Origin of the sequence: Streptomyces sp. A012304 (assembly GCF_026008495.1) — a bacterium.
Lineage (GTDB): Bacteria > Actinomycetota > Actinomycetes > Streptomycetales > Streptomycetaceae > Streptomyces.
Genome location: NZ_BQUN01000034.1, coordinates 117,220 through 140,536, shown reverse-complemented (window position 1 = coordinate 140,536; position 23,317 = coordinate 117,220). Strand labels below are relative to the sequence as shown.

21 protein-coding genes are annotated in these 23,317 nt (G+C 72.7%); 13 read left to right on the top strand and 8 right to left on the bottom strand.

Annotated elements, in window-relative coordinates:
- Positions 1-188: 188 nt before the first annotated feature.
- Positions 189-1,088 (bottom strand): N-acetylglucosamine kinase, encoded by a 900-nt coding sequence (locus ALMP_RS07685; RefSeq protein ID WP_264925480.1) that lies wholly within the window; start codon positions 1,086-1,088, stop codon positions 189-191.
- Between the two features lie 315 nt (positions 1,089-1,403).
- Between ALMP_RS07685 and ALMP_RS07680 the strand changes: the two genes are divergently transcribed.
- The 5 genes from ALMP_RS07680 (at position 1,404) to ALMP_RS07660 (ending at position 7,910) form a co-directional block, all read left to right on the top strand.
- The gene (locus ALMP_RS07680; protein WP_264925479.1) at positions 1,404-2,537 is read left to right on the top strand and encodes an ROK family protein; all 1,134 of its coding nucleotides are present in this window, start codon (positions 1,404-1,406) and stop codon (positions 2,535-2,537) included.
- Positions 2,538-2,812: 275 nt separating this feature from the next.
- Entirely contained in the window at positions 2,813-4,144 is a 1,332-nt protein-coding gene (locus ALMP_RS07675) for an ABC transporter substrate-binding protein (RefSeq protein WP_264925478.1), read from the top strand.
- A 46-nt stretch (positions 4,145-4,190) separates the two neighbouring features.
- A complete protein-coding gene (locus tag ALMP_RS07670) occupies positions 4,191-5,168 on the top strand; it encodes a carbohydrate ABC transporter permease (RefSeq protein ID WP_264925477.1) in 978 nt (325 codons plus the stop codon).
- 24 nt (positions 5,169-5,192) lie between these two features.
- Positions 5,193-6,071, top strand: coding sequence for a carbohydrate ABC transporter permease (locus ALMP_RS07665; protein WP_264925476.1), 879 nt, complete (start codon positions 5,193-5,195; stop codon positions 6,069-6,071).
- A gap of 6 nt (positions 6,072-6,077) precedes the next feature.
- Positions 6,078-7,910 (top strand): hypothetical protein, encoded by a 1,833-nt coding sequence (locus tag ALMP_RS07660; RefSeq protein WP_264925475.1) that lies wholly within the window; start codon positions 6,078-6,080, stop codon positions 7,908-7,910.
- On the opposite strand, the gene ALMP_RS07655 is transcribed toward ALMP_RS07660, so the two are convergent.
- Genes ALMP_RS07655 through ALMP_RS07645 form a run of 3 tightly spaced genes read right to left on the bottom strand, consistent with a single transcriptional unit; the run spans position 7,900 to position 9,823 of the window.
- Positions 7,900-8,535 carry a DUF6461 domain-containing protein gene (locus tag ALMP_RS07655; protein ID WP_264925474.1) on the bottom strand — a complete coding sequence of 212 codons (636 nt, stop codon included), beginning with the start codon at positions 8,533-8,535 and terminating at the stop codon, positions 7,900-7,902. The two genes, ALMP_RS07660 and ALMP_RS07655, sit on opposite strands and share 11 nt — an antisense overlap.
- 45 nt (positions 8,536-8,580) lie before the next feature.
- Positions 8,581-9,177 (bottom strand): hypothetical protein, encoded by a 597-nt coding sequence (locus ALMP_RS07650; protein ID WP_264925473.1) that lies wholly within the window; start codon positions 9,175-9,177, stop codon positions 8,581-8,583.
- The gene (locus tag ALMP_RS07645; protein ID WP_264925472.1) at positions 9,113-9,823 is read right to left on the bottom strand and encodes a nucleoside/nucleotide kinase family protein; all 711 of its coding nucleotides are present in this window, start codon (positions 9,821-9,823) and stop codon (positions 9,113-9,115) included. The genes ALMP_RS07650 and ALMP_RS07645 overlap by 65 nt, the downstream gene beginning before the upstream one ends.
- Before the next feature lie 55 nt (positions 9,824-9,878).
- On the opposite strand from ALMP_RS07645, the gene ALMP_RS07640 reads away from it, so the two are divergent.
- The 7 genes from ALMP_RS07640 to ALMP_RS07610 all read left to right on the top strand — a co-directional run bounded on the left by ALMP_RS07640 (position 9,879) and on the right by ALMP_RS07610 (position 18,195).
- On the top strand, positions 9,879-10,274 hold the full coding sequence (locus tag ALMP_RS07640; RefSeq protein ID WP_264925471.1) for an SgcJ/EcaC family oxidoreductase: 396 nt from the start codon (positions 9,879-9,881) through the stop codon (positions 10,272-10,274).
- A gap of 63 nt (positions 10,275-10,337) precedes the next feature.
- Complete coding sequence (locus ALMP_RS07635) at positions 10,338-11,081, top strand: HAD family phosphatase (RefSeq protein WP_264925470.1); 744 nt, start codon at positions 10,338-10,340, stop codon at positions 11,079-11,081.
- The gene (locus ALMP_RS07630; RefSeq protein ID WP_264925469.1) at positions 11,078-13,420 is read left to right on the top strand and encodes a glycoside hydrolase family 65 protein; all 2,343 of its coding nucleotides are present in this window, start codon (positions 11,078-11,080) and stop codon (positions 13,418-13,420) included. The genes ALMP_RS07635 and ALMP_RS07630 overlap by 4 nt, the downstream gene beginning before the upstream one ends.
- A gap of 126 nt (positions 13,421-13,546) precedes the next feature.
- The gene (locus tag ALMP_RS07625) at positions 13,547-15,043 is read left to right on the top strand and encodes a hypothetical protein (protein ID WP_264925468.1); all 1,497 of its coding nucleotides are present in this window, start codon (positions 13,547-13,549) and stop codon (positions 15,041-15,043) included.
- Entirely contained in the window at positions 15,040-15,981 is a 942-nt protein-coding gene (locus ALMP_RS07620; RefSeq protein WP_264925467.1) for a lysylphosphatidylglycerol synthase domain-containing protein, read from the top strand. The genes ALMP_RS07625 and ALMP_RS07620 overlap by 4 nt, the downstream gene beginning before the upstream one ends.
- 74 nt (positions 15,982-16,055) lie before the next feature.
- Positions 16,056-16,910 (top strand): proteasome subunit beta, encoded by an 855-nt coding sequence (gene prcB, locus ALMP_RS07615; protein ID WP_264925466.1) that lies wholly within the window; start codon positions 16,056-16,058, stop codon positions 16,908-16,910.
- Positions 16,911-17,037: 127 nt separating this feature from the next.
- On the top strand, positions 17,038-18,195 hold the full coding sequence (locus tag ALMP_RS07610; protein WP_264925465.1) for a HoxN/HupN/NixA family nickel/cobalt transporter: 1,158 nt from the start codon (positions 17,038-17,040) through the stop codon (positions 18,193-18,195).
- A gap of 10 nt (positions 18,196-18,205) precedes the next feature.
- On the opposite strand, the gene ALMP_RS07605 is transcribed toward ALMP_RS07610, so the two are convergent.
- Together ALMP_RS07605 and ALMP_RS07600 are read right to left on the bottom strand one after the other, a co-directional pair.
- Positions 18,206-19,162 (bottom strand): hypothetical protein, encoded by a 957-nt coding sequence (locus ALMP_RS07605; protein WP_264925464.1) that lies wholly within the window; start codon positions 19,160-19,162, stop codon positions 18,206-18,208.
- A gap of 12 nt (positions 19,163-19,174) precedes the next feature.
- Positions 19,175-20,644 carry an APC family permease gene (locus ALMP_RS07600; RefSeq protein ID WP_264925463.1) on the bottom strand — a complete coding sequence of 490 codons (1,470 nt, stop codon included), beginning with the start codon at positions 20,642-20,644 and terminating at the stop codon, positions 19,175-19,177.
- Positions 20,645-20,977: 333 nt separating this feature from the next.
- Here ALMP_RS07600 and ALMP_RS07595 point away from each other — a divergent pair, with 333 nt between their 5' ends.
- Complete coding sequence (locus tag ALMP_RS07595; protein WP_264925462.1) at positions 20,978-21,451, top strand: DUF5709 domain-containing protein; 474 nt, start codon at positions 20,978-20,980, stop codon at positions 21,449-21,451.
- A 9-nt stretch (positions 21,452-21,460) separates the two neighbouring features.
- Here the strand turns inward: ALMP_RS07595 and sthA are convergent, their stop codons facing one another.
- Positions 21,461-22,864: a Si-specific NAD(P)(+) transhydrogenase gene (sthA, locus tag ALMP_RS07590; protein ID WP_264925461.1), complete on the bottom strand. Its 1,404-nt coding sequence runs from the start codon at positions 22,862-22,864 to the stop codon at positions 21,461-21,463.
- A 66-nt stretch (positions 22,865-22,930) separates the two neighbouring features.
- Positions 22,931-23,137: a hypothetical protein gene (locus ALMP_RS07585; protein ID WP_264925460.1), complete on the bottom strand. Its 207-nt coding sequence runs from the start codon at positions 23,135-23,137 to the stop codon at positions 22,931-22,933.
- Between the last annotated feature and the right edge of the window lie 180 nt (positions 23,138-23,317).

Below are 23,317 nucleotides of genomic sequence, written 5' to 3'. Positions count from 1 at the left end.
CGTGCGATCAGGAGCGACTCTGTCGGATTTTGACGGACCGTGAGTCGAAGATGTGCGTACGCGCGAAGATCTACGGCCGAGTTGTGTCCCCTCGGGGAGCCCCCGGCGACCGTGGCATGTCCTTCGGGTGAACGCGGCCGACCGGCATCCGGGGCTCCTCATGACCCGTCGTCACCGTCGCGCCGCGCTCACAGCAGCGCCCGTGCCAGCGCCACCGCCCCGGTCACGGGGGCGACGCGCAACGGCCGGGCCCGTGCCCCGGGCACGGCCCCGGCGAGCGCGGCGGTGAACGCCTCGTACAGCGCGGGCTGGGCGAGCACGGTGCCGCCCGCGACGACGACGTCGTCCACCGGCACCCCACGGACGGCGAGCCGGGCGACGAGCGCGGCCAGCGCCTCGCCCGCCTCCGCGATCACGGCCCGGGCGAGCGGCGAGCCCTCGGCGGCGGCCGCGAAGACGGCGGGGGCGTGCCGGCCCCACTCGGCGGAGACGTCCGAGGCGCTCTCCAGGGCCGCGCCGAGCGCCGGCACCTCGGACACACCGAGCGAGCCGATCAGTCCGCGCGCGAGGGCGTCGGGCTCCTCCCCGCGGTCGTGCGCGGCCCACACGGCGCGTGCCGCCTCCCGGACCAGACCGGCGGCGCCGCCCTCGTCGCCGAGGACCGCGCCCCAGCCGCCCACCTGGACCGGGGTGCCGTCGGGCAGCCGGCCCACGGCCACCGAGCCGGTGCCGGCGACCAGGCCGACCCCCTTGTCCAGTCCGGCGGCGGGCACGAGGAGTTCGGCGTCGCCGACGACCAGCGCGGGGGTGTCGAAGTGGAGTCGCAGCGCGGTGCGCAGTTGCGCGCACTGGCGCGGGGTCTCGCAGGCGTGGCCGCCCACGGCCACCGCGGACGGGCGGGCGCGCGCCGGGAGGGCGTCGGAGACCAGGGTGGCCAGCCACGAGGCGGCGGCCACCGGGTCGTGCGGCCGCCAGCCGCTGCTCGTGCGGACGTGGTCGGCCACCGGGGTGTCACCCGCGAGCGCGCGCAGATGCGTCTTGGTGCCGCCCACGTCGATACCGACCACGAGGGGCGCGGAGTCCTGCACAGGTCCTCTTTCGTCGTTGCGTGTGCCGCGACGGCGGGCGAACCGTGCTGGTGGGAGGGGCGATCGAGGAACTAGGGAAGCCCCGGGACGGGCTTCTGGCGGAGTACGGCAGGCGAGTACCGTGATGTTCGTTAGGAAGTTAACTAACGAAGTACAGTGCGTCAAGAGTCGTCGCGCACTCGACCACCGGGGGCCCATCCGGGCCGCCGCGGGGCGGGGACGCGTGAGCCGTGCATCCCATCGCCGCATTCCGCAGAGACGATCGCCTCGGGGAGTGCGGTCCGTGACCTTGAGTGGGGAACCGTGGAACACGTCGTGGCAAGAGCCCCCCGCCTGACCGAGAGCGCGAGTGCGGTGTTCGCCGTGCTGGCCGGCGCCGGCAGTGCGACCCGGCCGCAGCTGGCGAGCCTGGCGGGCCTGTCCAAACCGACGGTGTCCTCAGCCGTCGCGGAACTGGAGAGCGTCCGGCTCGCCGCCCACTCCGGCACCGCCTCCAGCGGCACGGGCCGCTCCGCCGCCGTCTACCGGCTCGGGCCGGCCGCCGGGGCGGTGCTCGCCGTCGATCTCGGGCCCGCCCTCACCCGGGTGCGCGGCTGCGCGCTGGACGGCACGCTGCTGGCCGAGGCCACCGGCTCCCGGGCGGACGCCGCCGACGTGGTGCGCGAGGCGCTCGCCGCGCTGCCCCCCGATGCCCCGCTGTGGACCATCGTGGTCGCCGTCGGTGACGTCACCGCGCCGGACGCGGGGGAGGGCGGCATGCGTCCGGCGACCGCCAAGGCCGGTCCGGTCTTCGACGCCGTGGCCGTCGCACTGCCCCCGGGCGTCCCCGTCCACCTCGAGAACAACGTCAACTGCGCCGCGCTGGCGGAGCTGCACGAGGGCGCGGCGCGCGGCCGGCACACCTTCGGCTACCTGCGGATCGGCGTGGGCATCGGTCTGGGCATCGTGGTCGGCGGACAGGTACTGCGCGGGGCGAACGGCGCGGCCGGCGAGCTGGCCCGGCTGCCCTACCCGTGGGCCGACGACCAACGGCCCCGGCACGAGGCGCTGGAGGAGTACATCGGCGCCCGCTCCCTGCTGCGCCGGGCCGCCGAGGCCTGGCAGGACACCGACGGCCCGTGCCCGCGCACCATGGAGCGGCTGCTCGACCTCGCCGGGGAGGGCCGGGCCGCGGCGCGCACCGTCGTGGACCGCCACGCCGCGGACGTGGGGCGGCTCGCCGCCGCCGTGACCGCCGTACTGGACCCGGGGCTGATCGTGCTGGGGGGCAGCACCGGCGCGGACCCGCGGCTGCTGCCCGGGGTGCGGGCCGAGGTGGAGCGGCTGAGCTGGCCCACCGAGGTGGTCAGCAGTACGGTCGGGGACTTCGGCACCGTCGTGGGCGCCGCCCGGCTGGCCGTGGCCCGGGGAGTCCAAACCGTGACCCAGGCGGCGCGGACGAAGGATTGACGCCCTCCGACTTGGTCTGCCAATGTCCGGACAAGCGCTTTCTAAGCCGGTCGGGACACCGGCTTGGGGTGGGCGTCCCGCCCGTACCCGAGGTACGGCAGCCACGCGAGGGCGTGCTCGCGTGACGACGGCCATGGCGGCCGGGGATCCGCACCCGTCAGGATGGGCGAGGCCGGGCGAGGCCGCAGCCCCGGAAGGCGCCTTCCGAGCAAGAACCAACCCGTGCCGCCAGCGACCGGCCGGGAAATCCGTCACGCACATCCAGGGAGGACCCGGTGGGTCACGAGATCTCGCGCAGAAGCCTGTTCCGCGCCGCGAGCGGCGTCACCGTCGCGGCGGCACTGGGCACTTCGCTCAGCGCCTGTGCCGGCGGCACCGGCGCCGGCACCACCAACGACAAGCTGACGATGATCTGGTGGGGCAGCGACCAGCGTCACGCCGCGTACAAGAAAGCGCTTGCCACCTTCCAGAAGGACAACCCGAAGATCAAGATCCAGGAGACCTACTCCGGATACGACGGGTACTTCGACAAGTTCAACACCAACGTCGCCGGCGGCAGCGCCCCCGACCTGATGCAGATGGACACCGCGCTGGTCGCCCAGTACGCCCGCAAGGGTGTCCTCGCCCCGCTCGACGCCTATGTCGGCAAGACCCTCGACCTGACCGGCTTCTCCAAGACGCTCCTGGCCGCCGGCACCGTCGACGGCAAGCTCTACGGTGTCCCCTCCGGCATCGGCGTCAACCAGCTCACCGTTAACCGCAGCGGCCTGGAGAAGCTCGGCCTGAAGCTGCCGGACCGCGAGTGGACCTGGACCGACCTGAAGAAGGTCTCCCAGGACGTCTACAAGAAGAGCGGCGGCAAGATCCACGGCGTCGACGACGGCGGCGGCTCCACCCTTCAGTGCTTCGAGATCTTCGCCCGTGAGAAGGGCCAGACCTTCTTCTCCGAGGACGGCAAGAAGCTCGGCTTCACCGCCGACACCCTCCAGGAGTGGTGGGAGTACTGGGCCGAGATGCGCAAGACCAACGCCTCCCCGCCGCCGGCCATCACCTCCGCCGCCCACAACGACCTCACCAAGAACGCGGTCGTCATCGGCAAGGCGCTGTTCACCTTCGACTCCGGCGTCTACGGCGCGGGCGGCTCCGTCACCGACGCCCAGCTGGACTTCCTGCCCACCCCGCAGGGCGACTGGTCGGGCGCCCGCGAGGGCAACTTCGTCAACGGCGGTGTGCTGCTCAGCGCCACCAAGGCGAGCAAGAAGGTCCCCGACTCGGTCAAGATCATGTCGTTCTTCGCGCAGAACGAGACGGCGATCAAGACCATGCAGCTCTTCCGTGGCATCCCGCCGACCGAGAAGGCCCGCAACCTGATCGCCTCCGGTCTGAGCGAGACCGACAAGCTGAACATGGCGAACGCCGACTACATCTCCCAGCGCGTCTCCAAGGCGACCAACGCCCTGCCCGCCCCGGTGCCGCCGCCGCAGGGCGCCGACCGGATCTGGGACCTGCTGTTCCAGTCGAACCTCGCCATCGCCTTCGGCAAGGCGACGATCAAGGCCCAGCTCGGCAAGTTCTTCGACCAGGCCGCCGGAATCCTCGCCGAGTAACGCGCGCCGCACGTCCGACCACCGGGAGAGGTCCAGGGAGATGAGTATGACCACCGCCAAGACCGACGAGGTCGTGAAGGAGCCGCCGGCTCCGGCGACCCCGTCCGACCAGCGGGAGCGCGATCGTATGCGCCGCCGCCTCGCCAGACGGCGGGGTGGCGGGTGGTGGCCGTACGTCTTCCTGGCCCCCTGGTTCGTCGGCCTGTTCGGGCTGACGATCTACCCGATGCTCGACTCGCTGTACCTGTCCTTCACCAAGTTCGACCTGCTGACGCCCCCGGAGTGGGTCGGTGGCGCGAACTACGACCGGATGTTCACCGAGGACCCGGTCTTCTGGGACTCGGTGCACGCCACCCTCCTGTACGTCCTGGTCTCCGTCCCGCTGAAGCTCGGGCTCGCGCTCGGCGTGGCGATGCTGCTCAACCGCGACCTCAAGGGCATCGGCCTGTACCGGGCCGCCTTCTACCTGCCGTCGCTGCTCGGCGGCGCGGTGGCCGTGGCGATCGTGTGGCGGCAGGTCTTCGGCGGCGACGGCCTGTTCAACGACTTCCTGAGCTGGTTCGGCATCAAGGGCCAGGACTGGATCTCCAGCCCCGACACCGCGATCTACACCCTCGTGCTGCTGGCCGTCTGGCAGTTCGGCACCCCGATGGTCATCTTCCTCGCCGGCCTCAAGCAGCTGCCGAAGGACGTCTACGAGGCCGCCGCCCTCGACGGCGCCAGCGCCTTCACCCGCTTCTTCAAGATCACCCTGCCGCTGCTGACCCCGATCGTCTTCTTCAACGTCGTCCTGCAGATCATCGACGCGTTCAAGACGTTCACCCCCGCCTTCGTCGTCAGCAACGGCACCGGCGGACCGCTCAACTCGACGATGCTGTACTCCCTCTACCTGTACAAGAAGGGCTTCACCGACCTCCAGATGGGATACGCCTCCGCGCTGGCGTGGGTGCTGTTCCTGGTCATCGCAGGCTTCACGGCGGTCAACTTCATCGCCAGCCGTTACTGGGTCCACTACGACGACTGACGTCTGAGCGAGGAGTCCTTCACCATGTCCGCCATCACCCCGTCGCCGTCGCCGCTGCGGAAGCTGCGCTCGCTCACCGGCAGCCGCCGCATCTTCGTGCACACCCTGCTCATCGGCGTCGCGATCGTCATGCTCTACCCGCTGCTGTGGATGCTCAGCAGCTCCCTGAAGCCCGACACCGAGATCTTCACCCACCCCGGGCTCATCCCGAACGCGCTGCACCCGGAGAACTACTCCACGGGCTGGAACGGCTCCGGCAACTCCTTCTCCCTCTACATCACCAACTCGCTGATCGTCTCGATCGGCGCGGTCGTCGGCAACGTCATCTCCTGCTCGCTGGCCGCCTACGCCTTCGCGCGCTTCGAGTTCCGCGGCAAGAAGATCTGGTTCGGCGTCATGCTCGGCACGCTGATGCTGCCGATGCAGGCCACCCTCATCCCGCAGTACACGATCTTCTACAACCTGACCTGGATCAACACCTTCCTGCCCCTGATCGTGCCGAAGTTCCTGGCCACGGACGCCTTCTTCATCTTCCTGATGGTCCAGTTCATCCGCTCCATACCGCGCGAGCTGGACCAGGCGGCCATGATGGACGGCGCCAACCCCTGGCAGATCTACTGGAAGATCATCCTGCCGCTGATGCGGCCCGCCCTGATCACCACCACGATCTTCTCGTTCATCTGGACCTACGACGACTTCCTCAGCCAGCTCGTCTACCTCCAGCAGAACGACCGCTTCACCGTGCCCCTCGGCCTGACCCTGTTCCTGGACAAGACCAGCGGCTCCTCCTACGGCGCGATGTTCGCCATGTCGACCCTCGCCCTGCTGCCGACGCTCATCTGCTTCCTCATCTTCCAGAAGCGGCTGGTCGAAGGTCTGGCGACCTCCGGCATGAAGGGCTGATCCCCGGTGCACCTCCTCCACCAGCGCGGCCCCCTGCACGACCTCCCGGACACTCCGGAGGCGTACGACGCCGTCCTCGCCGACATCGTCGAGCAGGCCCTCGCCCGGCTGACCCCCGAGGGCAGCCTCGAACACCCCGACTGCGTCGACGACATCGGAGACACCTCCCTCGGTGTCACCTCCCTGCTGGCCCTGGCCTGGCAGCGCACCAAGGACCCGCGGCTGCCGGGGGCGGTGCGCCGCAGCCTCGGCTTCCATCTGCGCGAGCGGGTCTACCGGGAGGACAACCCCGGCTACCCCAACCTCCGGGTCCGTAACTCCGGCCTGCCGTACGCCCGTTACGTCCTGGAGGCCGGCGCCCACCCCATCGGTGACTGGCCGAGCACGGTGTGGGCGCTGCTCCAGGCGGTGAACGTCCTCGACACGGCCGACGGCCTGGTCGTGGACGAGCAGCGCGCGGAGCTGCTGGAGGTGGCGCGCGGTTACTGGTGCTGGCTGACCGAGGCGACGTACTTCAACCCGCAGGAGGCGGGCAACCAGGCGATCGGCTGTGTGGTCGGCGGACTGATGCTGGCCCGCCATCTGCCGCCCGCCGAGGCGAAGCCGGTGCGCGTGAAGGCGCTGAAGCTGTACGCCGACGAGATCCGCGCCCACCGGGTCCGCGACCGCGGCGCGCTGCTGCCGCCCGAGCACGGCGGCGCCTACGACAACAACTACGGCCCGATCTCCCTGTCCTTCCTCGCCCAGGCCCACCGGGTCAGCGGCGAGGAGGTCTTCGCGCAGGACGGCGACGCTCTCGCCCGCTACATCGACGCCCGCCTGACCGGCGGCGGCTTCGACAACGGCGGCCCCCGCTACAGCGAGCAGCACTCCGGCTTCGAGTCGGTCCTCGGACTGCGCTACTTCAGCCGCCGCGTCGGCTCCGACCTCGGCCGCTACCGGGGCGACAGCCGCTGGGGCCGGCACGCGGTGAAGGCGGACGGCGGGATCGACGGCCACTTCGCGTGGATGCTGGTGTGGCAGATCCAGGACGCCACCCGCTGGCACCGGGAGCCCTCGGCCGTCCCCGCCCGCCACCAACTGCGCGCCGGGACCGTCTCGGTGGCCTTCGACGACCGCATGACCCCCTCCCTGGTGGAGGCCGGCGGCACCTACTACCTGCCCGCCGCCGTCGGCCGGCAGCACGGCTTCGGCCCGGTCACCGACGGGTTCCTGCTGTGCCGCCCCATGGGCGAGGTCCGCGTCCGCGACGTCCGCGCCGACGGCCTGAGCGCCAAGCTGGTCACCAAGCCGGTCGTCGGCCGCGACCACGTCCTGCGGCATGTGCGGTCCCTCTACGTCACCGACGGCACCAGCCTGTGGACGACCGTCGCCGTGGAACGCCTCGACGGTGAGCCGTACCTGCTGGCCGGCCTGCCCTACGCCGAGGACGACGGCGACCGGGTGCGGCGCACGGCCGAGGGGGCGGTGGCCTCCGCGGGCACGCTGCGGCTGACGCACCCCGAGGCCGAGGGCGCGGACCACTTCGACGCCCGGGCGGAGATCACCCAGGAACAGGCCGCCTTCGCCCTCGCCGCCGACCCGCGCGGCTACGGCAACCCCGACGAGGGCTGGCGGCACCTGGTCAGCTCCACCGCCCTGGAAGCGGGCCCCGTCCCGGACGCCCCCGACGACCTGCACGTCTTCGCCGTCCGCTACGGCTCCCGGGAGCCGTTCACGGTGGCCGTGGAGCGGGGCGAGGAGGGGCTGACCGTACGGACGGCCGCCTTCACCGCCGTGCTCGGCGCGGACGACGTGCACGGCGAGCCGCAGCTGACCCTGTCCGCCGTCACCGTCTGAGCGTCATCCGCGGGGTGCCGCGCACCGCGTAGGCGGGCAGCCGGGCGTCGTCCAGCACGGCGGGGGAGAGGGACAGCCCGAACCTCCGCTCGACGGCGCCCAGCGTGCGCCGGTAAGCCGTCTTGTAGTCCCCGTCCTCCGGCGGGAGGTACGTCTTCCCGTCGGGGGTGAGGACACCGGCGGCGACGAGGTCGGGCAGCAGCAGATCGGGCTCCTGCCCCCAGCGCCAGATCTCCTCCGCCAGCCCGAACCCGCACAGGAACACGCCGTCGCGGGCGTAGTCCACCATGGCGGGCGGATGCTCCTGCATCGGCACGTACCGCACGACCTCCACCCCGTCCCGGGAGATCTCCTCCAGCAGGTCACCGCCCGTGGCGTCCCCGTACTCCACGGCGAAGGACCAGATGCCGCTCGTGCCGACCCGCACCACTCCGTCCCCGTCGGCGTCCGGGCGCCACCACTCGACCCCGAGGTCGTGCACCTCCCGGTCGGTGACCGGCTCCGTCGCTCCGTCCGAGGCGCCTCCCATGCGCACGGCGAGTTCCTCCGGGGAGACACCGCGCGCGAACACGACGCTGGACATCCAGCCCTCGAGATCGACCAGCCACACGATTCCGTCAGTCATGCCGCGAAGGTAACGGACGCCACCGACAACGCCGGCCGGCGGACGTCACAGGGGCAGCCCGAGCAGGCCCCAGCCTCGCCGTGCCGTCTCGTCGACGGCCACGGCCCATTCACGCACCAGCGCGGAGAAGGCGTCGAAGTCCGCGATCCAGCCGCCGGGGCGCGCCGCGTGCCGGTCGTACTCCTCGCGCAGCCCCTGCAACAGGGGCTCCGCGCGGGCCCAGTGGGCGGCGACGGCGGACACGACGGAGGGCGGGCAGACGAGCAGGAGACGCGGCCGCCAGGGCGTGGCGTCCGCCGGGAAGAGACCCGACTCCGGTACGGCGTCCTCCTCCCCCAGCAGAGGAAGGAGGAAGCCGTCCAGGGACCGCCGCAGCGCCGGAGCGGCGAACTCCCGCGCGGTGTCCCAGCCCTCGTACGCCCAGAAGTGCGGTTTGTAGGACCCGGTGGTGCCGCGGAACTCGTAGCGGCCGCACCACGGCACCCTCGGTGACGCGGGGAACACCCAGCCCGTCAGGGGTTCCGCGTCCCAGTCGGTGTCGTCCGGGCAGACCGCCTCGTACAGCAGGCCCATCCGCTCACTCGGCGCGGTCCGCTCCAACTCGGCCCAGTCCAGCCCCAGCACGGTGATGTCCAGCCCCACGCGGCCACCCTACGACGCCCCGCACCACCAGGTCCGCGCGCTCCCGGGTCGTCGCGACGAGGTCCGCGTTGCGCTGGTCGGTGCCCCGCGCCCAGGCCACCGCCTCCCGGTGCGCCTTGCCGAACTCCTCGTGCCGGGCGACCAGTCGGCGCACCCGCTCGTCCTCGTCCACCTCGCAGAACCACACCTCGTCCAGCGCGGGACGCACCCGCGCCCACGGGCCCGTGTCCAGCAGCAGGTAGTTGCCCTCCGTCACCACCAGCCGGGCCGACCGCGGTACCGGGATCGCGCCCGCGAGCGGCTGCTCCAGGACCCGTTCGAAGCCGGGCGCGTACACGGTGTCGGGACCGTCCGCCTCCTCCCGCAGCCGCCGCAGCAGCGCCGCGTACCCGGCCGCGTCGAACGTGTCCGGCGCGCCCTTGCGGTCGCGGCGCCCGAGCCGGTCGAGTTCGACGTCGGCGAGGTGGAAGCCGTCCATCGGGACGTGCGCGACCCACGGCTCACCGCCCGCGTTCAGCTCCCGGACCAGGTGCTCGGCGAGGGTCGTCTTGCCGGCGCCGGGACCGCCGGCGACGCCGAGGAGCGCGCGGCGGCCGTCGCGGACGAGGGAACGGGCACGCGCCAGCAGGTCGTCGAAAGTCAGCACACAGCAGAGTGTCGCAGTCTGGAAGGGAGCCCGGAGCGACGGGGAGGAGGAGAACGTGTCGGAGGACGAGAGGCGGATCCGCGCCCTGATCACCCGCTGGGCCGACGCCGTCCACCGCGGCGACCTCGGCGCCGTGCTCGCCGAGCACGCCGAGGACCTGGTGATGTACAACGTGCCGCCGCCCCACGCGGGCATCCGGGGCCTGGCCGCCTACCGGGCGATCTGGCCGCCGTTCTTCGCCTGGCAGGCGCAAGGGGGCCTGTTCGAGATCGACTCCCTCGACGTCACCGCCGGCCACGACGTGGCCTACGCCCACGCCCTGGTGCGCTGCGCCACGCCCGGGGAGCTGGCCGCGCGCCCCGCCGACCGGCTGCGGCTGACGTTCGGCCTGCGCAAGGAGTCCGGCCGGTGGGTGATCGCGCACGAGCACCACTCGTTCCCCCACCACTGACCGCCGCCCCGGTGTGGCGTGCGCCACTCGGTGGGCGGGCCCGGAACGGGGAACGGGACCCTTATGACGACGACGCTCGGACTCCCGGACACCATCCAGGCCTGCCTCTTCGACCTCGACGGGGTCGTCACCCGGACGGCCGTGGTGCACGCGGCGGCCTGGAAGGAGACGTTCGACGCGTTCCTGCGCGAGCGGGACGGCGAGGGCTTCCGGCCGTTCGACCCGGCCGACGACTACGACGAGTACGTCGACGGACGCCCACGCGCCGACGGCGTGCGCACCTTCCTCGCCTCGCGCGGCATCCGGCTGCCCGAGGGCGAGCCCGACGACCCACCGGACGCGCCGACCGTGCACGGGCTCGGCAACCGCAAGAACGAGCTGCTGCTGGAGAAGATCCGCACCCAGGGCGTCCAGGCCTACGACGGCACCCTGCGCTACCTCCAGGCCGTCCGCGCGCACGGCCTGCGCACGGCCATCGTCTCCTCCAGCGCCAACACCCGCGACGTGCTGCGCTCGATCGACGCCGAGGACCTCTTCGAGGTGCGCATCGACGGGGTGGTCGCCGCCGAGCGGAAGCTGCCGGGCAAACCACGCCCCGACACCTTCCTCGCCGCCGCCCGCGACCTCGGCGTCGAGCCGTCCCGGGCCGCCGTCTTCGAGGACGCGCTGGCCGGCATGGACGCGGGCCGCGCCGGGCACTTCGGATACGTCGTCGGTGTCGACCGGGTGGGACAGACCGACGCCCTGTACGCGCACGGCGCGGACGTCGTCGTGACGGACCTCGCCGAACTCGGAGGGAGCGCGTGATCACCGACCGGTCCTACGCCGTCGAGCCCTGGTGCGTGCGCGAGACCCGCCTCGACCTCGACGTCCTCGCCCAGAGCGAGTCCGTGTTCGCCCTGTCCAACGGGCACGTCGGCTGGCGCGGCAACCTCGACGAGGGCGAACCCCACGGCCTTCCCGGCTCCTACCTCAACGGCGTCCACGAACTGCACCCGCTGCCCTACGCCGAGGCCGGCTACGGCTACCCCGAGTCCGGGCAGACCGTCATCAACGTCACCAACGGCAAGATCCTGCGGCTGCTCGTCGACGACGAGCCGTTCGACCTGCGCTACGGGCGGCTCGTCTCCCACGAACGCGCCCTGGACCTGCGCCGGGGCGTGCTGGAGCGCACCTGCGAGTGGACCTCGCCGGCCGGCTCCACGGTCCGGGTGCGCTCCACCCGGCTGGTCTCCCTCACCCAGCGGGCCGTCGCCGCCGTCGCCTACGAGGTGGAGGCCGTCGGCAGCCGCTCACGGGTCGTCATCCAGTCCGAGCTGGTCGCCAACGAGAGCCTGCCCGAACCCAATGGCGACCCGCGCGCGGCCCGGGCCCTGAAGTCGCCGCTGGAACCGGAGGAGGACGTCGCCGTCGGCCGTCGGCTGCGCCTGGTGCACCGTACGAAACGCAGCGGTCTGCGCGTCGCCGTCGCCGCCGACCACGACGTCACCGGGCCCGAACGCACCACCGTCAGCAGCGAGAGCAACGTCGACGTGGCCCGGCTGACCGTCACCTCCGTGCTGGAGCCCGGCGAGACGCTGCGCGTGGAGAAACTCGTCGCGCACGGCTGGTCCGGCGCCCGCTCCCGGCCCGCGATGAGCGACCAGGTGGAGGCGGCCCTCGCGGCGGCCGGGCACAGCGGCTGGCAGGGCCTGCTCGACGACCAGAAGGCCTACCTCGACGACTTCTGGGCGCGCGCCGACGTCGAGGTCGACGGCGACGAGGAGATCCAGCAGGCCGTCCGCTTCGCCCTGTTCCACGTGTTGCAGGCCGGTGCCCGCGCGGAGGGCCGGGCGATCCCCGCCAAGGGCCTGACCGGCTCGGGCTACGACGGCCACGCCTTCTGGGACACCGAGACCTTCGTGCTGCCGCTGCTCACCTACACCGCGCCCGAGGCCGTCTGTGAGGCGCTGCGCTGGCGACAGAACACCCTGCCCGCCGCCCGCGAGCGCGCCGCCCAGCTCGGACTGAGCGGCGCCGCTTTCCCCTGGCGCACCATCGAGGGCTCGGAGGGCTCCGCGTACTGGCCGGCCGGCACCGCCGCCTTCCACGTCAACGCCGACATAGCCGACGCGGTGGTGCGGTACGTCGAGGCGACCGGGGACGGCGACTTCGAACGCGACACCGGGGTGGAGCTGCTGGTGGAGACCGCCCGTCTGTGGCGCTCGCTCGGCCACCACGACGCGCACGGCGTCTTCCACATCGACGGCGTCACCGGCCCCGACGAGTACAGCGCGGTCGCCGACGACAACACGTACACCAATCTCATGGCCCGGGCGAACCTGCTGGCCGCCGCCGACGTCGTCGAACGGCATCCCGGACAGGCCGCCGCGCTGGGCGTCGACGCGGAGGAGAGCGCGTCCTGGCGGGACGCCGCCCAGGCCGTGCACATCCCGTACAACGACGAACTCGGCGTCCACGAGCAGCACGCGGGCTTCACCCGCTACCAGCGCTGGGACTTCGAGGCCACCCGCCCCGACCAGTACCCGCTGCTGCTGCACTTCCCCTACTTCGACCTGTACCGCAAACAGGTCGTCAAACAGGCGGACGTGGTGCTGGCGATGTACACCTGCGGCAGCTTCTTCGACGAGGAGCAGGTCGCCCGCAACTTCGCCTACTACGAGCCGCTGACCGTGCGGGACTCCTCGCTGTCGGCGTGCTGCCAGGCCGTCGTCGCCGCCCAGGCTGGCCACCCGGGCCTGGCCTACGACTACACGGCCGAGGCCGCGCTGATGGACCTCGCGGACCTGGAGCACAACACCCGCGACGGGCTGCACATCGCGTCCCTGGCCGGCACCTGGACGGCCCTGGTCGCCGGCTTCGGCGGGCTGCGCCGTGACGCCGACAGCCTGCGCTTCGCGCCCCGACTGCCGGAGAAGTTCAGCCGTCTGGCCTTCTCCCTCCAGTTCCGCGGCCGGCGGCTGCACGTCGAGGTCGGCCCCGACAAGGCCACCTACACCCTGCTGTCCGGACCGCCCCTGACCATCCGCCACCACGACACGCCGATGACCCTGAACGGTGACGGTCCGGCCGTACGGATCATTCCCCCGGCGCCCGTCCGCCCCACCCCGCAGCAGCCCGCGCACCGCGCCCCCCACGGCCGCTGAACGGGCCCCCTCACCGGAACACCGGAAGAACACCGGTCGCGCACTTGGCCGTATCCCACCCTGCCCGCCCGGGCGATACGGGTTACTTTGGGGATGTTTTTCCGATCATCGGTGAGGGGTGAAGCGATGGCGCACGGCACGAACGCCCTGCTCGTCGGGGCGCGACGCGGCACACCGGCGGCCGTGCCGGGCGGGTCCTGGCACCCGCGCGGCGCGTGGCTGCTCGCGGCCGTGGCCGGCGCCTTCACCCTGGCACAGCTCCTCCTCGTCCGCCCCGGCCTGGGCATCGGCTGGGACGAGGCCGTGTACATCAGCCAGAACAGCGCCCAGGCGCCCCCGGCCTTCTTCAGCGCGCCACGCGCCCGGGGCGTCTCGCTGCTCGTGGCGCCGATCACCACCTGGTCGACCTCCGGCGAGCTGCTGCGGGTCTACCTCGCGCTGCTGTCCGGTCTCGCCCTGTACCTGGCCCTGCGCGTGTGGCGCGGACTCTTCCCCGCCCGGGTCCTGGCCGCCGCCGGCGCCCTTTTCGCCACCCTGTGGATCACCCTCTTCTACGGCCCGGCGGCCATGCCCAACTACTGGGTCGCGATCGGCGCCCTGACCTGCGTCGGCTGCTGCCTGCGGGCCTACGCCGACCACCGCGACCGGGCCGCCCTGTGGGGCGTGGCGGCGGGCGGCGCGCTCATGGCCTGGATGCGGCCGACCGACGCCGTGTGGACGAGCCTGCCGCTGCTCGTCCTGGTGGCGGCGGGCCGACGGCTGCGCCTCGCGCTCGTGTTCCTGGCCGGGCTCGCCACCGGCATCGGGCAGTGGGTGATCGAAGCCTTCCTCTCCCACGGCGGCCCGCTGGAGCGGCTGGCCGAGGGCTCCCGCATCCAGGGCGGCCTCGGCTGGCACTTCGCCGTCGACGACCAGCTGCGCAGCCTCGCCGGCCGGGGCCTGTGCCGCCCGTGCACCGGCTCACTGCCCCATCCGGCCGTCATGACCTGGTGGTTCGTCCTCCCGGTGCTCGCCGCCGTCGGCCTGGTGATCGCGATCCGGGCCGGGCGCACCCTCCCGACCCTGCTCCTGCTCGCCTGTGCCACGACGGCGGCCCTGCCCTACCTGTTCCTGATCGGCTACGCGGCGCCCCGCTTCCTCCAGCCCGCCTACCTCCTGCTCGCCATCCCCGTCGCCGACGCCCTCTTCCACCTGGTGACCGGGACGAACGGCCGATGGCGTCCGGCCGCCGCCGCGCTCGTCGCGCTGGGCCTGGCCGGGCATCTGGCGGTGCAGTACGCCGTCCTGGACCGGCTGGTGGACCGCACCGCCGCCGGCCGCGGCGACTGGAGCCGCGTCGCCGCGGACCTGCACCGGCAGGGCGTCCGCCCACCCTGCCGGCTCACCGGGGTCGACGCCGTCCCCATCGCCTTCTACACCGGCTGCCGCTCCGTCAACCCGCGTGGCCACAACGCCAACACCACCGTCGAGGGCATCGTGGACACCGCCCGCCGGATCCCGACCGCGGTGCTGACCCGGCCGGGCGTCGCCCCGCCCGCGTACGCCCGCGGCTGGGAGCGCCACCCGTCCGCGCGCCTCGATCTGCATGTCGCGCCCCTGGCCCCCGGGAACGGGCCGGCATGACGTCCGAGCGGGTCGCCGTCGCGGCGGCACGCAGAGGCGCCTACTGGCAGACCGTCCTCACCCTGGCCGTCCTGGTGGCCGCCGGGTACCTGGCCCACCGGCACTGGCCGGTGCTGGAGACCGGCGCCCTGCGGCTCGCGGTCGCCCACCAGGGCTGGCTGCTGGCGGCCGCGGCGGCCGCGGCCGGGACCTGGCTGTGCGCGTCCCTCGCCCAGCAGGGCGCCGTACTGCGGCGGCTGCCGCCGGGGCGGCTCGTGGCCGCGCAGTTCGCCGCCTGCGCCGCCAACCACGTACTGCCCGCCGGGCTCGGCGCGGGCGCCGTGAACCTCCGCTTCCTCATGCGCTGCGGACTGCCGGCCGGCCGGGCGGCGACCGCCGTCGCGGTCAAGGCCACCGCGGGCGGCGCGGCGCGCGGCGCCCTGATCGTCGCCCTCGCCGCCGCCTGCCCGGGGGTGCTGCGGACGCCGCCCGACTCCGGGGCATGGGCGGCCGTGGTCGTCGTGGCGGTCGGCGGGACCGTCCTGCTGGGCCGGCGGCTGTGGCCGCGCTGCCGACGGGTGCTGGCCGCCGTGGTCGCGGACGTGCGGGCCGTCCACGCCTGCCCGCGCCGCGCGGCCGCCCTGTGGGGCGGTTCGGCGGGGTTCGCCCTGCTGCACGCGCTCGTGCTGGTCGCCGTCAGCCGGGCGGTCGCCCTGCCGCTGGCACCGGTCCGGGTGGCGCTGCTCTACCTCGCGGCGAGCAGCGCCGCCGCGCTGCTGCCCACCCCGGGCGGTCTCGGCTCCCTGGACGCCGCCCTCGGACTCGCCCTCGCCGTGGCCGGCGCACCGGCCGCCGCGGCCGCCTCCGCCGTGCTCGGCTACCGCCTGCTGACCGTGTGGCTGCCGCTGCTGCCGGGCCTGCTGGTGCTGGGGCTGCTCGTGCGGCGCGGGGCACTGTGAGTCCTGCCCGCGTTTCCCGGCGGTCCGCCTCTGGTAGGAGTCCGTTGGCCGGACCGGAGACGAGGGGGAGCACGATGACGTGGAACGAGAACGGCGGGCGGCTGGGGGAGGAGTTCTTCACTCCGGGCAGTTCGTCCTTCACCGAGTTCCTGGCGGCGCACCGCCCGGAACTGCTCAGCACCCGCCGGATCCTCCCGGACGGCGTGCGGGCCGCGGACGACCAGGTGCCGCACGGCACCACCGTGCTGGCCCTCACCTACCGCGACGGCGTGCTGATCGCCGGCGACCGCAGGGCCACCATGGGCAACCTGATCGCCCAGCGCGACCTGGAGAAGGTGCACCCCGCGGACGATTACACGGCCGTCGCCTTCGCCGGGACCGTCGGCCTCGCCGTGGACATGGTGAAGCTCTACCAGGTGGAGCTGGCGCACTTCGAGAAGATCGAGGGCACCGCCATGACGCTCGACGGGAAGGCGCGACGCCTGGCCACCATGCTTCGGCAGAACCTCGGCCAGGCCATGCAGGGCCTCGCCGTCGTGCCGCTGCTCACCGGCTACGACCCGTCGGCGCCCGAGGGCGGCCGCGGCCGCATCTTCAGCTTCGACGTCGTCGGCGGCCTGTACGAGAAGACGGACTTCCACGCCGAGGGCTCCGGATCGCCGTACGCCCGGGGCGCGTTGAAGAAGCTGTTCCGCACGGGCATGGACCGGCGGGAGGCCGCCCTCGCGGCGTTGCAGGCCTTGTACGACGCGGCGGACGACGACTCCGCGACCGGCGGCCCGGACCTCCACCGCCGGATCTATCCCATCGTGTCGGTCATCACCGAGGACGGTTTCGAGCGGCTGCCGGAGCCGGAGACGGAGCGGCTGAGCCGCGAGATGGTCGAACAGCGCCGCGCCAGGCCGGACGGACCGAACGCGGCGCCCTAGCCGGGACTTTCCGCAGTCGTGGTGAAGACCTGTCACGGGCTTTACTGCACATGACTTGCAGGTGCTGGAGGATGGCGCGAGGCTGCTGAACGCGGCCGTTCGTCCCGCCGGAAGGATCCTCCCGCCCATGACGGCCGCCCCTGACTCCGCTCCACCCCTCCTCCCCGCCACCACGGCGTGGCGCCGCGTCCGAGGCTCCCTGACGCGGCAGGAGTGGATCAGGGTGGGCGGGATGGCCGCCGTGGTCGTGGGGCTGCACGTGATCGGCTGGGTCACGCTCGTCGCGGTCGTCGTGCCGCACCACTACGCCATCGGTGAGAAGACCTTCGGCATCGGCATCGGCGTGACCGCGTACACGCTCGGCCTGCGGCACGCCTTCGACGCCGACCACATCGCGGCGATCGACAACACCACCCGCAAGCTGATGGGGGAGGGCGAGCGCCCGCTGTCGGTCGGGTTCTGGTTCTCCCTCGGCCACTCCAGCGTCGTCTTCGCGCTGGCCCTGCTGCTCTCGCTCGGCGTGAAGTCCCTCGCCGGACCGGTCCGCGACGACGGCTCCCGCCTCCACGACGCCGGCCTGATCGGTACGACGGTCTCCGGGGCGTTCCTCTACCTCATCGCGGCGATCAACCTGGTCGTCCTGGCGGGCATCTGGAAGGTCTTCCGGCAGATGCGCTCGGGCCGCTACGACGAGGCCGCGCTGGAGGAACAGCTCAACAACCGCGGCTTCCTCAACCGCCTCCTCGGCCGGGTCATGGCCTCGGTGACCAGGCCGGCGCAGATGTACCCGCTCGGACTGCTGTTCGGCCTGGGCTTCGACACCGCCACCGAGGTCGCCCTGCTGGTCCTGGCCGGTTCGGGGGCCGCCTCCGGGCTGCCCTGGTACGCGATCCTGTGCCTGCCCGTCCTCTTCGCCGCCGGCATGTCCCTCCTGGACACCGTCGACGGCACCTTCATGAACTTCGCCTACGGCTGGGCCTTCTCCCGGCCGGTCCGCAAGGTCTACTACAACCTCACCGTCACCGGCCTGTCCGTCGCCGTCGCCCTGCTCATCGGCACCGTCGAACTCCTCGGCCTGCTCGCGGAAGAGCTCGACCTGCGCGGCCCGTTCTGGGACTGGATCAGCGCGCTCGACCTGAACACCCTCGGCTTCGTCATCGTCGGCCTGTTCGGCGTCACCTGGATCGCCGCCCTGGTGGTGTGGCGGAGGGCCCGCGTGGAGGAGAAGTGGACGGCGGGCCCGGCCCGCCCGCGGCCGGGCGGACCAGGCGAGGAGGGCCCGTGACCGCGGCGCCTCAGGCGCGTACCTCCCACTCCTTGCGCCACCGCTGGATCTGCTGGACGGGATCGCCGGTGTAGGACCACGGGGTCCGGGTGGCGCGACGGCCGAGCAGCCGGAGCAGGGGGGCCGCGAGGTCCGCCGCGCCCGCCGAACAGGCCGCGTGGGTGAGGTGGTTGAGGTCGCGCAGTTCGGCGGGGGCGATCTCGTCGGAGGTGCGGCCCATGATCCAGCGGTCCCAGGTGCGGCGGACGTCGCCCACGGCGCCGTCGTTGGACCAGTGCTGGGCGAGGCCCACCGCCGTCCGGCCCCGCGCCACGTCGAGGGCGTAGCGGTACTCCTCGACGCGGGCGTACTGCACCAGCACCGGCAGCGGACAGCCCGGCGGGGCCACGCCGGCCGCGTCCCGCGCGAAGTCGTACATCAGGCCGTGCGTGCCGTGCCAGCGCGCCGAGTAGTAGTGCAGCACCTGGAGGTGGCCCTCCATGCTGTACGGATCCCGGCGGTGCAACTCGTCCCACCAGCGCGCCAGTTCACGCCGACGCACCCCGGACGGGTACAGCCGGGCGACCGAGATCAGCGAGATCCACGGCGTCGGGTCCTCGGGGTAGGCGTCGGCCGCCGTGAGGCAGGCCAGCACCGCCGAGTCGACGCGGTTCCGGTCGATCGGCACGCCCCGGCCCGCGGCGATCGCCAGGTTGAACGCCCGGGTGGTCTCCGTGGCCGCCCGCAGCACCAGCGCGTCGGCGCTGTGCGGCTCGGCCGCGAGCCACGTCTCCACCGTCGAACTGCCCGCGCAGTCCTGGGCGAGCAGCCGGATCCGGTGGCCCCGGGCGCCCCAGTCCTCGCCGGTCGCCCGCAGCAGCTCCCTCGGCCCCTGCCAGCGGCCGATGACGATGTCGTGGCGGACCAGGGAGAGCGCGGTGTCCCCGCAGTCCACGTCGAAGTCGGGAACGAAACGGCCCCGAGCCATCCGGTTCCCTCTCTAGAAGTCGGTGGGGAGACCCTCGTGGGCGGGAGACAGCGCCGGCGCGCGCCCCTCGGGCACATAGGCGGCGGTCACGGTCCGCGAGGCGTCGAGCCGGGCCGGCCGGTAGTAGTCGCTGCCCTGCCGCCAGTACCAGACCATCGGCACCAGCCCCACCGCGAGCCCGCCCAGACCGATCGCGACGGCCGCGGAACTCAGCCGGCCCAGCGACTCCGCGAACACCCAGAACATGAACAGGGCACCGCCCAGCGGCCACACCCCGCCCAGCAGGAAGTGCCCCGGGGACCTGAACAGCATCCGGCGGTAGGCGACGACCGCCGCGAGACCCGCGAGCCCGTAGTACACGGCGATCTGCAGACCGATCGCCGAGATCGCCTCGCTGAGGATGTCACCCACCGAGCCCAGCGCGTTGGCGGCGACGAGCATCACCAGCGCCACCGCGCCGACCGCGCCGACGGCGACGTACGGCGTGTTCCACGTGCGGTGCACCCGGCCCAGCGCCGACGGCATCGTGCGGTCGCGGCCCATCGCGAACAGCGAGCGGCTGACCTGGACGAGAGTCGTCTCCAGCGTGGCGACGGTGGACAGCAGCACGGCGACGATCAGCAGCTTCCCGCCCCAGCCCGGCCACACCTCCTCGCCGAGCACGGCCAGCACGTTCGCGCCGTTCTCCTGGATCTGCCGCCCGCTGAGGACGATGTTCACCGCGATGGTGAAGACCTCGAAGAGCAGGAAGACGACGACCACGCCGAGCACACCGGCGAGCCCGGTCGTACGGCGGCTGTTCCGGGTCTCCTCGCTGAGGTTGCTGGTGACGTCCCAGCCCCAGTAGTAGAACGCCGCGACCAGCGCTCCCGCCGCGAACCCGGACACCCCGTCGAACTGGTCGAAGCCCAGCCAGGACCAGTCGAACACCCGGGCGTTGTCCGTGTGCAGGAACGCCAGCACCGCGAACAGCGCCAGCACGGCCAGCTCCACGCCCGTCATCACGATCTGCGCCCGCACGGTGAGCCGGGCGCCGCCCAGCACCACCCCCAGCATCACCAGGAACCAGGCGGCGCCCACCAGGGTCGACAGCGCCGTGTCGTCGGCCAGGCCCTCGTCGAACAGGGCGAGCGTCATCGACCCGGCCGGCAGCGAACCCGCCACCATGAAGATCGTCGTCGACACCACCAGCGCCCAGCCGCTGACGAACCCCAGGAACGGATGGAGCGTCCGCCCCACCCACGAGTAGCTCGCGCCCGCGTTGACGTCGATCCGGCTCAGCCGGCTGAACGCCACCGCGATGCCCAGCATCGGGATCGCGCAGTACAGCAGCGCCGCCGGGCCGGCCAGGCCCACCGCGCCCGCGAGGACGGCGGTGGTGGCGGCGATCGAGTACGCGGGCGCGCTGCCCGCGACGGCCATCACCACCGTGTCGAACGTGCCGAGGGCGTTCGACCGCAGCCCTCTGCTGTTGTTGCCCATGGTCGCGCTGCTTTCCGTCGTGCACACCGCCGGGGCAGGGAACGGTCCGGCGGCGCCAATGGGGGGTGGCGGGTGGTGCGCCGCCGCGGGCCGCCGGGGGATGACCTCGGGGCACGGGCGGGGAAGGGCGCGGTGGGCACCGTCCACCCTGCGTCGAGGGACGGTCACACCGAGTGTGCGAGTGATGATAGCCAAGACGATTGAGCTTTCAAGATTGACGGACGGGTAACGTCCGCGCCCGCCCGTGCTGTTGGCATGTGCCGTGGTTGGGGCCCGCGTGACGGGATACGCGAACGGGGACAACGCAGCCCCGACACCAGCAGGGAGGCCTCGATGGGTACGGAACCCGAGACGACCGGCGACGACGCCTACCAGCCCACCGGCACCAACGAGGAGCAGGAGGACGCCGCCCCGCTCGACCTCCAGGACGCCCTCGACGAACGCACCTACGACGACACCCTGGACGAGGGCTACTCCCCGCCGGAGAAGCCGCTCGGCGTCACCAAGCACGGCACCACCGCGGCCGAACAGCACGACGGCGAGAGCCTCGACCAGCGCCTCGCCCAGGAGGTCCCGGACGTGCAGGCGCCCGTCGGTGACGGGATCGGCGACCTCCCCGGGGGCGAGGGCGAGCCCGTCGACCCCGAGGCGGGCCGGGACCGTGCCGGCCGCCTGGTCGCCCCCGACGAGGGCGCCCGCACCGACGCCACCAAGGAGGAGGTCGCCACCGACGTCGGAGTGGACGGCGGCGCCGCGGGCGCGGAGGAGGCCGCCGTCCACGTGGTCGACGAGGACGACCTGCCGTAGTCCGGGCCGTCAGTCCCCGATCCGGTCCAACTGCCGCAGCCGGTTGGTGGCGTCGAGGGCGGCGACCTTGTAGGACTCCGCGAGCGTCGGGTAGTTGAACACCGCGTCGACGAGGTAGTCGACCGTGCCGCCCAGGCCCATCACCGACTGACCGATGTGGATCAGCTCGGTCGCGCCGCTGCCGAAGCAGTGCACCCCGAGCAGGGTCCGGTCCTCGGGGGAGACCAGCAGCTTGAGCACGCCGTGCGCGTCGCCGATGATCTGCCCGCGGGCCAGCTCGCGGTAGCGGGCGACGCCCACCTCGAACGGCACCCGGTCCTCGGTGAGCCGGTCCTCCGTCCGGCCGACGAAGCTGATCTCCGGAATGGTGTAGATGCCGATCGGCTGGAGCCGGTGCATCCGCCCGACGGGCTCGCCGCAGGCGTGGTAGGCCGCCGCGCGGCCCTGCTCCATCGCCGTCGCGGCCAGCGCCGGGTAGCCGATGACATCCCCGACCGCGTAGATGTGCGGCACCCGGGTGCGGTAGTGCTCGTCGACCGCGATCCGCCCGCGCGCGTCCGCCACCAGCCCCGCCCTGTCCAGGTCGAGCCCCTCGGTCAGGCCCTGGCGGCCCGCCGAGTACATCACCACGTCCGCCGGGATCTTCTTGCCGCTCTCCAGCACGGTGAGCGCGCCCCGCGGATGCCGCTCGACGGCCGCCACCGTCTCCCCGAAGCGGAACGTCACCGCCAGGTCCCGCAGGTGGTACTTGAGCGACTCGACGACCTCGACGTCACACATGTCGAGCATCCCGGACCGCTTCTCCACCACCGTCACCTTGCTGCCCAGGGCGGCGAACATCGACGCGTACTCCATGCCGACCACCCCGGCGCCCACGATCACCAGGGACCGCGGCACCCGCTCCAGCGTCAGCACGTTGTCGGAGTCGAGGATCGTGCGCCCGTCGAACTCCACGCTCGGCGGCCGCGCGGGCCGGGTGCCGGTCGCGATCACGATGTGCTCGGCGCTGAGCCGCCGCTCCCGCCCGCCCGTCTCGCTCAGGGCGACCGTGCGGTCGTCCACGAACCGGCCGGTGCCGGCGAACAGGGCGACGTGGTTGCGGGACAACTGGCTGCGGATGACGTCGACTTCACGGCCGACCACATGCTGGGTGCGCGCGGTCAGGTCGGCGACGGTGATGTCCTCCTTCAGGCGGTAGCTCTGCCCGTAGAGGTCGCGCTGGGTGAGGCCGGTCAGGTACAGGACCGCCTCACGCAAGGTCTTCGAAGGGATGGTGCCGGTGTGGAGGGAGACCCCGCCGACCATGTCGGGGCGGTCGACGACGGCGACTCGGCGGCCCAGTTTGGCCGCGGCGATGGCGGCCTTCTGACCGCCCGGACCGGATCCGAGGACGAGCATGTCGAAGTCGGGCACCCTCCGCAGTCTGACAGCCCGAAGGCGCCCTTCGGAAGGGTGACCCCGTGGCGGCCCGTCACCGGGTCACGGCAGCAGCTTCTCGATCGCCTCCGGCCCCTCCTTCTCGAGCTTGCGCCGGGCCCATTCGAGGTTGCGCGGAGTGAGGTCCCGGCCCGAGCCGAGGACCATGTCCTCCGGCGACACATCGGTGCCGGTGCGCGTGTGGAGCAGGTTGTCCGGGGTGGCGCGGTCGGGGTTCGGCCGGGAGGCGTCGGGCTGTGACGTCGTCATGGTCTGCTCCTCGGTCCGGAGGGCTGCTTCGGCCCGGTGCAGTCACCGGGTCCACTAACACCATTCAACGCGGGAGCGCACCCTGCATCCGGAGGCGGACGCTCCCTCGGCCCAGGAGTACCGCCCGCAGCCGCGACGTAACCCCCGCGAGGGCCGTTCTCCGGGATGCCGGGATCCTCC

Excerpts from the sequence above, each read along its gene's own strand:
- ALMP_RS07670 (WP_264925477.1), top strand. The coding sequence starts at position 4,191 with ATGACCACCGCCAAGACCGACGAGGTCGTGAAGGAGCCGCCGGCTCCG.
- ALMP_RS07665 (WP_264925476.1), top strand. The coding sequence starts at position 5,193 with ATGTCCGCCATCACCCCGTCGCCGTCGCCGCTGCGGAAGCTGCGCTCG.
- ALMP_RS07655 (WP_264925474.1), bottom strand. The coding sequence starts at position 8,535 with ATGACTGACGGAATCGTGTGGCTGGTCGATCTCGAGGGCTGGATGTCC.
- ALMP_RS07635 (WP_264925470.1), top strand. The coding sequence starts at position 10,338 with ATGACGACGACGCTCGGACTCCCGGACACCATCCAGGCCTGCCTCTTC.
- ALMP_RS07625 (WP_264925468.1), top strand. The coding sequence starts at position 13,547 with ATGGCGCACGGCACGAACGCCCTGCTCGTCGGGGCGCGACGCGGCACA.
- ALMP_RS07620 (WP_264925467.1), top strand. The coding sequence starts at position 15,040 with ATGACGTCCGAGCGGGTCGCCGTCGCGGCGGCACGCAGAGGCGCCTAC.
- prcB (WP_264925466.1), top strand. The coding sequence starts at position 16,056 with ATGACGTGGAACGAGAACGGCGGGCGGCTGGGGGAGGAGTTCTTCACT.
- ALMP_RS07610 (WP_264925465.1), top strand. The coding sequence starts at position 17,038 with ATGACGGCCGCCCCTGACTCCGCTCCACCCCTCCTCCCCGCCACCACG.
- ALMP_RS07605 (WP_264925464.1), bottom strand. The coding sequence starts at position 19,162 with ATGGCTCGGGGCCGTTTCGTTCCCGACTTCGACGTGGACTGCGGGGAC.
- ALMP_RS07600 (WP_264925463.1), bottom strand. The coding sequence starts at position 20,644 with ATGGGCAACAACAGCAGAGGGCTGCGGTCGAACGCCCTCGGCACGTTC.
- ALMP_RS07595 (WP_264925462.1), top strand. The coding sequence starts at position 20,978 with ATGGGTACGGAACCCGAGACGACCGGCGACGACGCCTACCAGCCCACC.
- ALMP_RS07585 (WP_264925460.1), bottom strand. The coding sequence starts at position 23,137 with ATGACGACGTCACAGCCCGACGCCTCCCGGCCGAACCCCGACCGCGCC.